The 14,584-nt window shown below is 68.1% G+C and carries 9 protein-coding genes; 1 reads left to right on the top strand and 8 read right to left on the bottom strand.

Annotation, left to right across the window (positions count from 1 at the left end; translation table 11 throughout):
• Positions 1–57 precede the first annotated feature (57 nt).
• From VF106_RS50535 to VF106_RS50500, 8 genes are all read right to left on the bottom strand, one after another.
• Entirely contained in the window at positions 58–1,644 is a 1,587-nt protein-coding gene (locus VF106_RS50535; protein WP_414639255.1) for an alkaline phosphatase D family protein, read from the bottom strand.
• Positions 1,645–1,647: 3 nt separating this feature from the next.
• The gene (locus tag VF106_RS50530) at positions 1,648–2,475 is read right to left on the bottom strand and encodes a carbohydrate ABC transporter permease (protein ID WP_330847313.1); all 828 of its coding nucleotides are present in this window, start codon (positions 2,473–2,475) and stop codon (positions 1,648–1,650) included.
• Positions 2,472–3,359 carry a carbohydrate ABC transporter permease gene (locus tag VF106_RS50525; protein WP_330847312.1) on the bottom strand — a complete coding sequence of 296 codons (888 nt, stop codon included), beginning with the start codon at positions 3,357–3,359 and terminating at the stop codon, positions 2,472–2,474. Before VF106_RS50525 ends, VF106_RS50530 begins: the two co-directional genes overlap by 4 nt.
• A 4-nt stretch (positions 3,360–3,363) precedes the next feature.
• Positions 3,364–4,617 carry an ABC transporter substrate-binding protein gene (locus tag VF106_RS50520; protein ID WP_330847311.1) on the bottom strand — a complete coding sequence of 418 codons (1,254 nt, stop codon included), beginning with the start codon at positions 4,615–4,617 and terminating at the stop codon, positions 3,364–3,366.
• Complete coding sequence (locus tag VF106_RS50515; protein WP_330847310.1) at positions 4,614–7,286, bottom strand: alpha-L-rhamnosidase; 2,673 nt, start codon at positions 7,284–7,286, stop codon at positions 4,614–4,616. Before VF106_RS50515 ends, VF106_RS50520 begins: the two co-directional genes overlap by 4 nt.
• Positions 7,287–7,372: 86 nt before the next feature.
• Positions 7,373–8,164 carry a DeoR/GlpR family DNA-binding transcription regulator gene (locus VF106_RS50510; protein WP_330847309.1) on the bottom strand — a complete coding sequence of 264 codons (792 nt, stop codon included), beginning with the start codon at positions 8,162–8,164 and terminating at the stop codon, positions 7,373–7,375.
• A 55-nt stretch (positions 8,165–8,219) separates the two neighbouring features.
• Positions 8,220–12,650: a glycosyl hydrolase family 2 protein gene (locus VF106_RS50505; RefSeq protein ID WP_330847308.1), complete on the bottom strand. Its 4,431-nt coding sequence runs from the start codon at positions 12,648–12,650 to the stop codon at positions 8,220–8,222.
• Between the two features lie 96 nt (positions 12,651–12,746).
• Complete coding sequence (locus VF106_RS50500; protein WP_330847307.1) at positions 12,747–13,322, bottom strand: CGNR zinc finger domain-containing protein; 576 nt, start codon at positions 13,320–13,322, stop codon at positions 12,747–12,749.
• 82 nt (positions 13,323–13,404) lie between these two features.
• Here VF106_RS50500 and VF106_RS50495 point away from each other — a divergent pair, with 82 nt between their 5' ends.
• Positions 13,405–14,577 (top strand): epoxide hydrolase family protein, encoded by a 1,173-nt coding sequence (locus VF106_RS50495; RefSeq protein WP_330847306.1) that lies wholly within the window; start codon positions 13,405–13,407, stop codon positions 14,575–14,577.
• The last annotated feature ends 7 nt before the right edge of the window (positions 14,578–14,584 follow it).

The following is a 14,584-nucleotide window of genomic DNA, read 5'->3' as shown; positions in this document are numbered from 1 at the left end:
CGGGTCCCCGCTTTGCGACTGCTCGGCGGACGTGCCGCCGAGCAGTCGCCCCGGGTCCTATGCGTCCTGCACGCCAGGCACGCGGTCCTCGACCACGAAGCTCGCCCGCGTCGAGACGGGCGCGCCGGGGCGGGTCACGTAGGGCAGGACGCGGTAGTCGCTCTGCCACCGCTCCCTGTTCACGTTCACCCGGACATAGCCGCGCTGGGAGTTGAAGAACTTCATGTGGGGGTTGGCGGCCAGTAAGAACTGGCCGTCGGGGGTCATGTCGGCGCCGTCCGCGCCGCTCGTGACGGACGTGCCCACGAACTCCGTGCCGACGGTCGCCGACGACGGGTCGGTGTAGTCACGCTTCAGGTCCCACGCGTAGTTCTGGTGCCGGTCGCCGGTGATGACCACGAGGTTCCGCACGCCGCGGTCCAGGGCCTCGGCGAGCACCCGGTCCCGCTCGGCCACGTACCCGTCCCACGGGTCATACCAGACGTTGACGGCTTCGCCGGGGTCGCGGTCGGTCTGGCCCATCGGGGCCTGGTTGCCGATGACCTGCCAGCGTGCGCGCGAGCGGGAGAACCCGTCGAGCAGCCAGTCCCGTTGCGGCCCGCCGAGGATCGTGCGGTTCGGGTTGAACCGGTCGGCGCAGGTCGTGCCGCCGCCGTCGCCGCACGGCTGGTCGTCGCGGTACTGCCGGGTGTCGATCATCGTGAGGTCGGCCAGCCGGCCGTAGTACACGCGCCGGTGCATGCGGATGTTCGGCCCGTCGGGCATCTGCGCCCGCCGCAGCGGCAGGTTCTCGTACATGGCCTGGAACGCGTCCGCCCGCCGCTTGCGGAACACGGCGCGGTCCTGGTCGGTTTCCTTGTCGATCTCGGAGATGTCGCCTGCCCAGTTGTTCTCCACCTCGTGGTCGTCGAAGGTGGTGATGAACGGGTGCCGTGCGTGCGCGTTCCGCAGCGGCTCCTCGACCTTGTACAGCGAGTACTGCAACCGGTAGCGCGCCAGGTCGAAGGTCTCGGTGTGGAAGCGGGGATCGACGGTGACACCGCGCTTGTTCGCGCCGACCCCGTACTCATACAGGTAGTCGCCGAGGTGCACGACGAAGTCCAGGTCGTCCGCGGCGATGTGGTCGAACGCGGTGAAGTAGCCGTCCTGCCACGCCTGGCACGACGCGAACGCGAAGTTCAGCTCCCGGGGGTTCGAGAACCGCGAAGGCATGGTCCGGGTGCGGCCGACCGGCGAGAGCTCACCGCCGGCGCGGAACCGGTAGAAGTACTCGCGGTCGGGTGCGAGGCCGTTGATCTCCGGGTGCACCGAGTGCCCGAGCTCCGGGGTGGCGATGGCACTGCCGCGCCGGACGACGGCCCTGAACCGCTCGTCCAGTGCGACCTCGTACCCGACGCGTACCGGTGTGGCCGGCATGCCGCCCTTTCCGTCGACCGCGAACGGGTCGGGCGCGAGCCTCGTCCACAGCACGACCCCGCCCGGCGCCGGGTCGCCGGACGCGACGCCGAGCGTGAACGGGTTGCCGGCCTTCGGCGCCGCGTAGGCGGCCGCCGCGTTCCACGCACCCGTGCCGAGCAGGACGGCGGCCGCGCCGGCGCCGCCCAGGCCCAACGCCCGTCGACGAGAGATACGGGTCGACAACACACATCACCCTTTCAAGCCGCTGGAGAAGCCCTTGATCACGTACTTCTGTAGTACGAGAAAAATCGCGAGAATCGGCAGCGCCGCCAGCACGAGTCCGGCGAACACCAGACCGTAGTCGGAGACGTACTGGCCGACGAAGGAGAAGATGCGCACCGGAATGGTCTCGTGGTCAGACCCCCCGAGGTAGAGCAGCGGGGTGAGGAAGTCGTTCCAGACGAACACCGCGTTCAGGATCAGCACCGTGCCCGTGATGGGTCGTAGCAGGGGAAACACGACCTTGGTGAACGCTCGCAGGTGCCCGGCGCCGTCGATCAGCGCGGCGTCGGCGTAGTCGCTCGGCAGCGCCCGGATGAACCCGGTGTAGAGGAAGACGGTGAACGGCAGCTGGATGCCGGTGTAGAACAGGATCATCCCCTGGTAGGTGCCGAGCAGGCCGAGGTCGTCGACCATCGTGAACAGCGGGATCATGCCGAGCTGGAACGGCAGCACGATGCCGAGCAGGAACAGCACGTACAGCCCGTAGCCGAGCCTGGTCTGCCAGCGAGCGAGGAAGTACGCGGCGAACGAGCCGACCGCGACGAGGACGGCGACGCTCACCACCGTGATGATCGTGCTGTTGAGCAGGGCCGAGCCGAACGACGCGCGCTCCCACGCGTTGCCGAAGTTCGCGAACGTCGGCGCGGTCGGCGGGGACAGCGGTGACGCCGCGATCTGCCTCGGGTCCTTGAGGGACAGCGTCACGAGCGCGTACACGGGGAACAGGAAACCGACCGCGATCCCGATCATCAACAACTCGAGTGAGAACGTCCGGAGTCCATACCGGAAACTCATGTGATCGTCACCTCCCTTCCTCTCAGGAAGTGGATCTGCACCAGGGAGACGGCGGCCACGAAGAGCGCGAGCACGAGCGCGATCGCCGTCGAGTAGCCGTAGTTGCCGAACACGAAGGCCTGCTTGTACAGCACCGTCGACAGTGTCTCGCTCGCGTAGCCGGGGCCGCCGTTCGTCGCCGCGTACACCTGGTCGAACAGCTTCAGCCCGCCGATGGTCGACAGCATGACGTTGACGGTCACCGCCGGGGCGAGCAGCGGCCACGTCACGTGCCGGAACCGCTGCCACCGGCCGGCACCGTCGATCATCGCGGCCTCGTGCAGGTTGTCCGGCACGGACTCCAGCCCGGCGAGGAAGATCACCATCGAGTAGCCGGCGAACTGCCACACCACCATGCCGGCGACGGACCAGAGCGCGAGGTCGGGGTCGCCGAGCCAGTCCTGCCGCCAGCCGCCGAGCCCGACCGCGGCCAGCAACCCGTTGAGCCCCTCGTCGGGTTTCGGGTTGTACACGTACTTCCACAGGAACGCGATCATCACCGGACTGACCACCGCGGGCGCGAAGAAGATCACCCGCAGCAGGGACCTTGACTTGATGCGAGCGTGCACACCGAGCGCGAGCAGCAGCCCGATCCCGTTCTGCACCACCACGATCGCGATCGTGAGCAGTAGTGTGTTGACGAGCGAGCCGCGGGCGGCCTCGTCCGTCCACAGTGCCGTGAAGTTGTCGAACCCGACGAAGGACCAGTCGCCGATGCCGGTCCAGTCGGTGAAGGCGTAGACGATGCCGGCACCGCTCGGGTAGAGCACCACCACCGCGTAGACGAGCAGCGCGGGTGCCGCGAACCACCACGGCGGCAGCAGGAACCGGCGTGTCCTTCGCACCTGTTCAGCTCTTCCGGTAGGTCTGGTCGAGCTTCGCGAGCGCCTCGGGGATCGTGGTCTCGCCGCCGAGGAGCTCCTGCACGACGGCGAAGTGCGCCGGCTGCACCTCGGCGTTGGGCCACGCCTGGTCCATGAACGGCACCGCCCGGTTCTCCTCCAGGAACGGCAGGAACGGGTCGAGCACCGGGTCGATCGTGGAGCTCGCGTCCCGCACCAGCGGCACACAGGCGATGGTCTCCGCCCACGCGTTGATGTTCTTCTGCTCGCCGAGGAACTCGATGAAAGCCTTCGCCTCGGCCAGTTTCTTGCTGCGAGCGCTGACACCCACGCCGACAACGATGCCAGCGGGGATCCACACCCCGTCCGCGGTGTCCGCGCCGGGCACCGGGAACATCGACAGGTCGTCGGCGTTGTCGGCGGCCTCGCGGAAGTCGGGCAGCACGGCGGTCACCTGGATCGCCATGGCGGCCTCACCGGTGGCGACCATCGACGTCTGCTGCTCGAACGTGGTGCCGTTCGGGTTGTCGTTGAAGTAGCCCCGCTTCTGCAGGTCCAGGTACATCTCGAGGGCGTCGACCCAGCCGGAGTCGGCGAAGCTCGCCTTCCCCGAGGCCATCTGCTGGTCGAAGTCGGGGGTCTTCGCGTACACAGTGGACGGTACGAGCGCGTAGGTGATGAGCTGGGTGATCCACGGCGTCTGCGCGCCGAGCGCGATCGGGATCTTCCCGGCCTGCTTGATCTTCTCGCACACCTGGAGAAACTCGGGCCAGGTCGTGGGCGGCTGGACGCCGGCCTCCGCGAACACCTTCTTGTTGTAGATCGCGCCGATCACGCTCGCACCGGCCGAGTATATGTAGGTCTTGCCCTGGTTCTGGAACGCCGGCTTGAAGTTCTCCGGGATCTTCTGCGTCCACTCCTGGTCGGACAGGTCGGCGAGCAGGTTGGCGTCGGAGATCTGCACCATGCTCATCGCGCTGCCGTTGCCGGGGTAGACGACGTGGATGTCGGGTGCGTTGCCGGCGCCGAGCTGGGTTCGCACCGACGTCTGCACCTGGTCGGTCGGCGCGTACGACGTGCTGAACTGGGTCTTGCCGTAGGCCTTGGTGAGTTTGTCGAGCGGCTTCTGCTGATCGGCAACACCGACGAGGCGTAACCCGTCGCCGCTGCCGGAGCCACCACACGCGGTCAGGGCCGCCGTCGCGGCGACACCGCCGGTGAGGGCGAGGAAGCCGCGCCTGCTCAACTTTTCGATGGTCATGATCTCTCCTGGGGTTGCGGCGCCGCCGCCGTGAAATGGAAGTCCCCCGAGGTGAGCCGGCAGACGAGTGTGCCGGGCTCGACGCGGACGATCCGAACGCCGGCGGCCTCCCGCGCCGGCAGGCCTCGCTCCCGCACGCTGTCGGGTTCGGGTGTCGGCACGTGCAGGGTGGCATTCGCGCCAGGTGGCACGGTGACGTCCAGTTTCAGTACACCGTCCACTCTGGACCATGTGGTGGCGACCGTGCCGCGCACCGACTCGTACCGCGCGCCGGCGTGGTTCAGCCGGCCGAGCCGGGGGCGGATGACCAACTCGCGGAAGCCGACGGAGCCGGGTGCCTGGTCGATGCCGGCGACGCCGCGGTACAGCCACTCGCCGACCGAGCCGAGCGCGTAGTGGTTGAACGAGTTCATGGCGCAGGCTTGGAACCCGCGTTCGGCGGTGTAGCCGTCCCAGCGTTCCCAGATGGTCGTCGCGCCGTGTCGCAGCGAGTACAGCCAGGACGGTGGTTCGGTCCTGCGTAGCAAGGCGTGCGCGAGGTCGGGGTGGCCGTGGTGGTCGAGCACCGGGGCGACGAGTGACACCCCGAGGAAGCCAGTGGTGACGGCCGGGCCCGCTTCGTTCACCAGCTCGACCAGCCGGCGAACGGCGTGCGGTACCAGTTCGTCCGGGAGCAACTCGAAGGCGAGTGCCACCAGGTACGCGGTTTGGGTGTCGCCCGCGACAGCGAACCCCGGTTGGTCCATCGTGGTGAACCGTTCGACGAAGACTTTGCGGATGTGTGCCGCGAGCGTGCGGTACCGCTGCGCGGTGTGGAGTTGTCCGAGAACTTCGGCCGCGAGACCGGTCAGTTGGGCGCTGCGGGCGAAGTAAGCGGTGGCGACGACGTCCCGTGGGGTCGGTGTCGGGGCGAGCCAGTCCGCGAAATGTGGACCAACGCGGTTGCGCCACACCAGGTCGGGGTTGTTGTGGTGGACGAAGTCGACCCAGCGGCACATGGCGTCGAGGTTGTCGGCGAGGACTCGTTCGTCGCCGTAGACGCGGTACAGATGCCACGGGATCAGCACCCCGGCGTCGGCCCAGCCGGGGGCGCCCTCGTCCGCGACCCCGGCGATTCTCGGTGCCACGTTCGGGAAGCCGCCCTCTTCCGACTGGGCGCCGCGTACTTCGCGCAGCCAGCTCGTGAAGAACGCGGCCACGTCGGCGTTGTAGCACGCGGTCGGCAGGAACACCTGTGCGTCCGCGAGCCAACCGAGCCGTTCGTCGCGTTGTGGACAGTCGGTGGGGACGGAGACGAAGTTGCCGCGCTGTCCCCACCGGATGTTGCTGTCGAGCCGTTGGATGTCGGGGTCGTCGCAGGTGAACTCGCCGGCCGGCGGGGTGTCGCTGTGCAGCACGACCGCGGTGATGTCGGCGGGCGACAACGTGGTGAGGCCCGTGACCTCGGCGTACCGGAAACCGTGGTAGGTGAACCGCGGTTCGAAGACGACAGTTGGTTCGGCGCCCGCGACGAGAATGTCGGTGGCCCTCGCGGTTCTGAGGTTGTCGGTGTGGAGTGTGCCGTCGGTGTCGAGTGCCTCGCCGTGCCGGATGACCACGCGCGCCCCGGGAGCGAGGTCGCGGGCCGTGAGGCGGACACGGCCCGCGATGTTCTGGCCGAAGTCGACGAGATGACGGTCGCCGGTGGCGGTCACCGTTCTCGCCGGCAGTTCCTCGGTTGCGCGGATCGGCGGCGCTACGGCGGCGACCAGACGCGAATGGTCGCCGTCCACGGTTGTGGCGGGCCGCCACGGCGAAAGCTCGCGGTTGAGGTCGTGGCGCTCCCCCATCAGCAGGTCCGCGTACCGGATCGGGCCGCGGCGGGTCTCCCACGTTCCGTCGGTGGCGACGACCTCGTGCGCGCCGTCGGTGTGGTCGAGGTGCAACTCGGCGATCAACTGCGGGAAAGTGCCGTAGTGGGCACCGGCTTGCCGCGGATCGAAGCCGACATAGCCGCTCCACCACCCGTCCGCGATCGTGAACTGGAGCAGGTTCTCGCCGGATTGGAGCAAGTCCGTGACTTCGTACGTCCAGTAGTCGATCCGGTCGCGGTAGTCGGTCCAACCCGGTGCCAGTTCGTGGTCACCGACGCGTTTTCCGTTGATATGGGCCTCGAACAGGCCGCGTGCGGTCACGTACAGGCGGGCCGTGGTCGGCGCGGCGTGGACGGTCAGTGTGCGCCGGAGTTGGACGGCCGGACGGAGGCCGTGGTCCGGCAGCGCCAGGTCGCCTTCGTCGGGGGCGTCCACCACCTCCACGTCGGCGGGATCATGGGCGATCCATTGGGCGGTCCAGGCGTCGTGGCCGGTCTCGAAACAGGATCCGGACGTGTTCGTGGCACCGTCCGCCGCGGTGACGGTGACCTGCCAGTGGTAACGAGTGCGTGGTTGTAACACCGGACCGCGGTAGATGATGGAGATCGCCTCCGGGTCGGCGATCTCACCGGAGTCCCAGACGGTTTCGTCGTTGGCGGACACCACGACCCGGTGGCTCGCGGGAGCGTCGCCGCGACGCGTCGAAGCAAGACGCCAGGACAGCAGCGGGGCGCGGGTGCCGATGCCGAGCGGCTCGACCACATGCTCGCAACGAAGACCGTAAGGGGCCAGCGTTGCGATGAGCTGGTCGGTCATGCCGCTCCGATCACATGTCAACGATGAGATGTGAAGTTAACACCAGGAAGTGTGATGTGGAGCGTAGAGAGCGATATTGAAACGTGTCAAGAAGTGGCGGCGACCTCGTAGCCGACCTTGTGCTCGTCCAGCTCACGCAGTGCGTCGACGCTGGCGCCGTCGTCGACGATCACGCGCTCGAACACCGACAGCGGCGCGACCCGGTGGAGCGCGACGCGGCCGAGCTTGGTGTGGTCGATGAGCAGGACGTTGCGGCTGGCGGCGTCGAGCATGGCGCGCTTGACCGAGACGATGTGCTGTTCCTGGTGGTAGGCGAACCCGGCGGAGACAGCGGAGGTCGAGACGAAGCACAGGTCGACGCGCAGGGACTCGATGGCGTCGACGCAGGACATGCCGAGGAAGGAGTCGTGGAGGGGGTCGTAGTCGCCGCCGAGCGCCATCAGGCGGATGTCGCGCTCGCGGGCGAGGAGGTTCATGGCCTCGAGGAAGTTGGTGACCACGGTCAGCGGCGTGATCCCGACCAGGCGGCGGGCGAGGGCGAGTGCCGTGGTGGAGTCGTCGAGCATGACCGCCATCCCCGGCTCGACGAGCTCGACCGCCCGCGCGGCGATGGTGTCCTTGGCCTGCCGCATGGACTTCATCCGGTACGCGACGTTGCTCTCGAACACCCCGGACGGCTGCGCGGTGACCCCGCCGCGGTACTTGCGGACGATGCCCTGACGTTCGAGCTCGTCGAGGTCGCGGTGGATGGTCATGAGGCTGACGCCGAACAGCTCCGCCAGCTCGGCGGCACTGACCGAGCCGGCGGACAGCACGTGGTCGGCGAGTGCCTTCCGCCGCCAGTCCGGCCCACGGCGGGCGCTGGTGTCCTCGGTCATGCTCCTCTTAACATTTTTCCCGTCAACATCACACAGCCTGTAACAGCCCACCTGCTCAGGTCAAGAGCCGAACGGGCCCGAGCAACCCGGAAACCCGCTGCCCGGCGTAGACCCCGGCGGTCGGGGAGGTGTCGTCGAGCAAGGCCCCGAGCGTATTGCGCACGGTGACCGTCAGGTGATTGACCCCATCGCGCACCAACCCGGTGAGATCGAACCGGTAGGGCGACCAGATCCGCACCCCGGCGACCACCCCGTTGACACGAACCTCGGCCGTCCCCCGCACCAACCCGAGATCGAGCACCACGGTCCCAGGCCGACCGAGATGAAGCTCGCGGTGGTAACTGACGCCGCCGGCATAGGACCCAAGCCCGAACAGCTCCCAAGGCCCCACCCCAACAAACCGGTTGTCCACAGGCAACCCCTGAACACCCCATCCCTGTCGGTCCTCGCCGGTAGCGTGGAAATCGGGGGCCCCCTGAGACGCACCAATGGGACTTTCGCTCGGACTCACACCAGGAATCCCACCGCCAACGCCCTCAACGGCCCAGATTTGTCGGCCCTCACCGGTAACGTTGAAACCGGGGGCCCCCTGAGCCGCACCAATGGGACTTTCGTTCGCCCTCACACCAGATGTTCGCTCAGGACCGGCCGCAACAGTCGGGCTTTGTCGGTCCTCGCCGGTAGCGTGGAAACCGGGGGCCCCCTTGGCAGCACCAATGGGACTTTCGCTCGGACTCACCCCAGGTGCTTCACCAAGACCGGGTTGTTGGCCCTCGCCCTCAGCGTTGAAACCGGAGAGCCCTTCGGCCGCACCAGTGGGATTTTCGCTCGGACTCACCCCAGGAGTTTCACCACCGGCCGCCTCAGCAGCCGCGAATTGTCGCTCCTCACCCGTAGTGTTGAAACCGGGGGCTCCCTGAGACGCACCAATGGGACTTTCGCTCGGACTCACCCCAGGAATCCCACCGCCAGCACCCTCAACGGCCCAGATTTGTCGGCCCTCACCGGTAACGTTGAAACCGGGGGCCCCCTGAGCCGCACCAATGGGACTTTCGTTCGGGTTGGGGTTGGGGAGTTCGTCGGCGGGCGGTTCTGTGGGGCTGTTCTGTCGGTCGTCGCCGGTAGGCTGGTTGTCGGGGGCCGGAGGCCATTCCAGGTTTTCGGCGCAGTCGAACTCCGCAGGGCCGTCCCACAGTGCGCCGCCTGTGCGGCCGTCTGTCGGGCGCACTCTGATCAGGAGTTCTCGCCCGTTCGGCAGTTCCTCGTGTGTCAACTCCACGCCGTCGACCCATGTCGTCGTCTCGCCCACGATCGGCAGCCGCACCCTGCGCGCGCCCGGTGGCACGTCGAGGCGGAACCATTCCTCCCGCCGCTCGTGGCCGGAGTCCGGCACCACGTCCAGCACGCCCGTCGTCGGTGCGTCGTCCAGCCACGCCGCGCGTGGGAGCGGGTGGGGGCGTGCTCGCAGCAGCGCCCACCTCGAGTCATACGACTGGCGTCGACGCAGCGCCGCCGGCACCGGCACACCGTCCCTCGTCCACGTCCACTGGCACAACGGCCCGTCGAAGATCAGTGACACCGGTGCGCCCATATCGCGGAACACGACCTCCAGGCGGTTCTCCCCCGCGCGCAGCGTGATCTCGTGCGGCAGGATCCTTGGGTTCGGGCGCGTCGCGTACGGGTCGAACGCGCCCTGCACCGCGATCTCCACCCCGTTGACCAGGAACGTCGCCGCGCCTTCCGTGCCAAGTTGGACCGTGAGCCGACCCGGCTCTGGCACGGTGAGCGTGGCAGTGGCGCGGACCGTGCTCCCAGGTGAGGCCGGCGCCGCGGGGGTGAGCCATTCCGGGCGGCTGAACGACTCCCGATCGTCGGTCAGTGCCCAGTAGCCTCGCAGCGGACCATCCTCTTCGGACCGGACCAGGATCTCCAGTTCGTTTGACGAACCACACGTCACGTCGAACAAACGCAGGTAGCCGCCCGGGTCGTCGGGCAGGCGTACGCCGTTCCACCAGACCTCGACCGCGCCGTTCGCCGCGATCGCCAGTGTGCGCGGCCCCGACGGGGTGGGCAACGTCGTCCGGAGTCGAACGGTCTCAGCGTCGTCGACGTGCCAGAACTCCTCCGGCACCCGGCCCTTCGGGCCGAGGGCGGGGATGTGCACCGGGTCCTTCTCGATGCCACGGGACAGCGAGTACTCGACAGGCCGCCAGTCGCCGTCGTCGACCCGCATTCGTGCGAACTCGCCGTGCGTGACGAGCACCTGCCGCCACTCGCCGTCGCCGACGCGGTGCCACGGTCGCCACTGCCGCACGGGGGAGTCCACAGTGGCCAGCCAGGGTCCGTCCAGGTCGACCGCGGTGAGCGTCTCCCGTTGCGCGGCCGGCACGACGGTGCCCGCGTGGTCCGACCACACCAGCACCGCGGCGGGCGCCGACTCGAACGTCACCGTCACCTCGGTGCCGCCGTCCACCGCGCGGCAGGGCGCCGGTGTCGCGGTGCCGGTCAGCGGATCCCACTGCTCGGCGTCGGTCACCGTGCCGGCCAGCAACACCGTGGTCGTCGCGGGCGGCCGTGACGGGTCGAAGTCGTAGCCCCGCGCACGCAACTCCTGGTTGTAGTGGCCCATGTCCAGATCCTCGACGGCGTCGGACCACGCCGTACCGGGCAGGATCGGGTTCGCGGTCGCCGAGCCGGCCGTCACCAGCAGCACGTCGCGATCGCCGACTCGGCGCCGCAACACCGGCGTGTGAGCGCTCACTTTCGGTTCGAGGGCCGGCAGTTCGGTCACGCCGACCTCGCGCAGGCGGGCGACGAACGCGTCCCCGTCCGGAGTGTCGGCGTGCTCCGGTAGCGCACCGAGCAGCACCACCTGTCCACCGGACTCGGCCAGTTCGACGAGGCGGCGCGCGGTCGCCGCCTCCAGGACCGTGCACGCCGGCACGATGACGACCCGGTATCGCTCGCCGCGGGTGTGCAGGGCACCGGCATCGACTTTCGCGGTGGCGATCGTGTGGTCGTCGAGGACGTCGAAGTCGAGGTTGGCCTCCCGAAGCATGCCCGGGGCGGCGTTGAACCAGAGCATCCGTCCGACGACGTCGAGGTAGATGCGGTGCGCGAGCGTCGCGTCGGCACGGACGTCGTCGAGCATCGTGCCGGCGGCGACCGTCGTGGCAGGGAAGAGGACGCCGACGTCGCACACGTGCTCGCCACGCGTCAACAACCAGCACAGACGGCTGATGGTGTCGGCGAAATGGCGATAGTGCGGCCAGTAGGGCTGACGCCAGCAGGTGCTTGGCGGCGCCCACTCCCACCAACCCTCGCGGATGTCGTAGTAAACGGCGTGCGGGTTGTACAAAGTCGCGCCCGACAGGAGCCAGGGCTGGAGCCAGTCGAATGTTTCCTCGAGGGTGCCGCCCCAACCCGTGGAGTGAAACGCCTCGATCCAGGTTCGGGGTCGGCCGTAGTGGTGGGCCAGGGAGCTGTGGAGTTTGGCGTCACCCCAGTGGTCGCTGCCGGGCGCGGTGTACCAGCGGTGGGTGCGTGGATAGTCGGCGTACTGGCGGGTGCAACCGAGTGGTTCGCCAGCTCGCGACGGGCTTTGCTGGTCGACACCGACGGTCATACCGTGTTTTTCGTGCCAACGGTGCAGCGGTTCGAAGAAAGCCTCCTCGCTGAGTGCGGCGCGCACCCGCTGGTAGTCCACGCGGACGCGGGCGGACTCCGGTCCCCAGTCGTGCCACAGCGCGCCGATCAACGGTTCGATGCGGTACCCGCACCGCTTGGCGAACTCGTCGGCGAAACGCGGCGACCAGGTCGGCATCGACGGCAGTTCGTCCTGGAACGAGCCGACGAGCACGTCACCGAGGTAGTCGCCGAGGCGGCGCTCGAACTCGCCGTGTACCTGGTCGAACAGCACGGCGCAGGCGTTGGGCGAGGTGTAGTCGAACCCGCGGCGCAGGCTGTAGGCGAGCAGCGCCGGCCCGCTGTGCGTGACGCGCCCGTCGTGCACGGCGAGCGGTCGCCGCTCGTCGACGGCCCACGCGCCGACGACCTCCCCGCCGTCCGGCACGGACAGTTCGCCCTCACCGGTGACGCATTCGAGGGAGGCGCCGGCGAACTCGGGGGTCGCGGCCACGACGCGCCCCTGCAGGTTGGCCCCGGAGAACCCGATCTGGTCGTAGAACCAGAGCCGCGCCTTGCGGTTCCGGGCGTGGGCGCAGAGCCCGGCCCACAGGTCCCACCAGTCCTCGCTGAGCAGGGCCGGTTCGTCGGCCAGTGCCCCGTAACTGGGCCCGGAAGGCGCGAGGTTGATGACGACGACGTTGTGGACGCCCTGGTCGAGTAGCTGATCAAGCTGGTCGCGGAGCACGGGGAGCTCGACCCGGCCACCGCTCCACCACCAGATGGGGGCGGGTGAGAACTCGGGGTCAGGTGTGCCGAAGCCGGCATGCAACTCCGAGTGCCGAGACGTGTACTCCACCATGAGCGCCCTCCACCGATCCGACCGGCACGAACGCGCGTACCTTAGATCGGTCCGATCGGAGACGCGATCACCACGTTGCTGGAGCCGAGGTGACGATCACTCCGCTGGTCTGGGGTTTTTGCGCTGCTTGGCGTTGAAGCGCGCCTTCTTCTGACGGTTCCCGCATGTGTTCATGTCGCACCATCTGCGGGTGCGGCTTTGGCTGGTGTCGAAGAAGGCGGCCTGGCAGGTCGGCGATGCGCACAGGGCCAGTTTTCCGTCTCGTTCGCCTGCGATGATGCTGATCGCGTCGGCGGCGATCACGCTGAGGGCGTCTTCCACGCGGGAAGTCGAGCTGAGCCGCCATAGCCGCTGACCCTCGGACGTCAGGATCGCCGCGGCCCGACCCTGCATGCTGCGGTCGTTGATGACGTGGACAGCGGATGCGGGGAGAGCGTCCTGGGTCGCGGCCGCTGTCGCGGCGGCGTGGATCGACTCCCTCAGTTCCCAGGCGAGGTCGAGTTGGGCGGTGGTGCAGGAGTCCACGGCGAGGCCGTTCACTGCCAGCCAGTCGACGAGTCGCTGCGGTGTGGGAATGCGCTCCACAGCGTCGCCGTGACGCTCCGACAGGGTCCCCGTGAAGCTGGTGGCCAGCACGGTACCGAGGCGGAAGTCAGGAAACCCAGCACGCATGGAACCACCTTAGCCGGTTGCGCGTCGCCGCGGGGACATGTCAGAACCGTCTTAGCCGGTTCCGCGATGGCAAGGAGGTCTCATGTCCCGCCCAACAAGCGACGTACAAGCATTTGAAGCCCACGCGACCGACGCTGACCTCGACGATCTGCGGGTGCGACTGGCCGAGGCGCGGCTACCGGAGGCTGAGACGGTCTACCGCGCCGGGCCCGACCCTCGCCGGTGGGAACAGGGCGTTCCTCTCGCCGACCTCGTCGATGTCGTGAACTACTGGCGCACCGGGTACGACTGGCGGTCGTTCGAGGAGCGTCTCAACCGGATCGGCCAGTACCGCACGACCATCGATGATCTGGGAATCCACTTCCTGCACCGCCGGTCCACGCGGGCGGATGCCACCCCCCTGATCTTGACGCACGGCTGGCCAGGCAGCATCGCCGAGTTCGTCGATGTCGTCGACGAGCTGGCAGAGCCGAAAGACGCGGACGCGCCGGCGTTCCACGTCGTGGTTCCATCGCTACCCGGCTTTGGTTACAGCGACAAGCCGGCCACCACCGGGTGGGGAACCGAGAAGATCGCGGCCGCATGGGTGGAACTGATGGGACGGCTCGGCTACACCACGTTCGTAGCCCACGGCGGCGACTGGGGCGGCAATATCACCACGGTTCTCGGCGGCAGGTTCCCGGCGCACGTTCTCGGCATCCACACGACGTTCGCGCAGGGACCGCCCGGGTTGACAACGGACGGGCTGACCGCCCTCGAGCGCACGTGGACCGAGCAAACCCACGATTTCTGGCACCACCGCGCGGCGTACGCGAAGCAGCAGGCGACCCGACCGCAGACCATCGGCTACTCACTCGTCGACTCACCGGTCGGGCTTCTTGCCTGGATCCTCGACAAGTTCGCCGAATGGTCAGACACCGAAGACAGCCCGTTCGAGACGATTTCAAAGGACCGCGTTCTCGACGACGTCACCCTGTACTGGCTGACACGGACCGGTGCGTCGGCAGCCCGCATCTACTACGAAAGCCACAACTCGCTCGACCCCGAACTCCGCGTCGACGTCCCGTCAGCGATCAGCATGTATCCCCGCGACATCGAGAAATGCCCACGCCCCTGGGCACAGGAGCGGTACCGACAGATCGTCCGGTGGAGGTCACCCGAATCCGGGGGACACTTCCCGTCGCTGGAGGTTCCCCAGTATTTCGTCAAAGATCTACAAGAGGGCCTCGCGGCAGTGCTGGCCGCCAACCGGTGACTGACCA

Source organism: Actinophytocola sp., assembly GCF_036378875.1.
Taxonomy (GTDB): Bacteria; Actinomycetota; Actinomycetes; order Mycobacteriales; family Pseudonocardiaceae; genus Actinophytocola.
Note: the sequence above shows the minus strand (reverse complement) of the source record. Positions and strands in the feature narration are given on the sequence as shown.

What these genes read in the sequence shown, in the direction of transcription:
- VF106_RS50530 (WP_330847313.1), bottom strand. Translation starts at nt 2,475, where the DNA reads ATGAGTTTCCGGTATGGACTCCGGACGTTCTCACTCGAGTTGTTGATG.
- VF106_RS50520 (WP_330847311.1), bottom strand. Translation starts at nt 4,617, where the DNA reads ATGACCATCGAAAAGTTGAGCAGGCGCGGCTTCCTCGCCCTCACCGGC.
- VF106_RS50515 (WP_330847310.1), bottom strand. Translation starts at nt 7,286, where the DNA reads ATGACCGACCAGCTCATCGCAACGCTGGCCCCTTACGGTCTTCGTTGC.
- VF106_RS50510 (WP_330847309.1), bottom strand. Translation starts at nt 8,164, where the DNA reads ATGACCGAGGACACCAGCGCCCGCCGTGGGCCGGACTGGCGGCGGAAG.
- VF106_RS50505 (WP_330847308.1), bottom strand. Translation starts at nt 12,650, where the DNA reads ATGGTGGAGTACACGTCTCGGCACTCGGAGTTGCATGCCGGCTTCGGC.
- VF106_RS50500 (WP_330847307.1), bottom strand. Translation starts at nt 13,322, where the DNA reads ATGCGTGCTGGGTTTCCTGACTTCCGCCTCGGTACCGTGCTGGCCACC.
- VF106_RS50495 (WP_330847306.1), top strand. Translation starts at nt 13,405, where the DNA reads ATGTCCCGCCCAACAAGCGACGTACAAGCATTTGAAGCCCACGCGACC.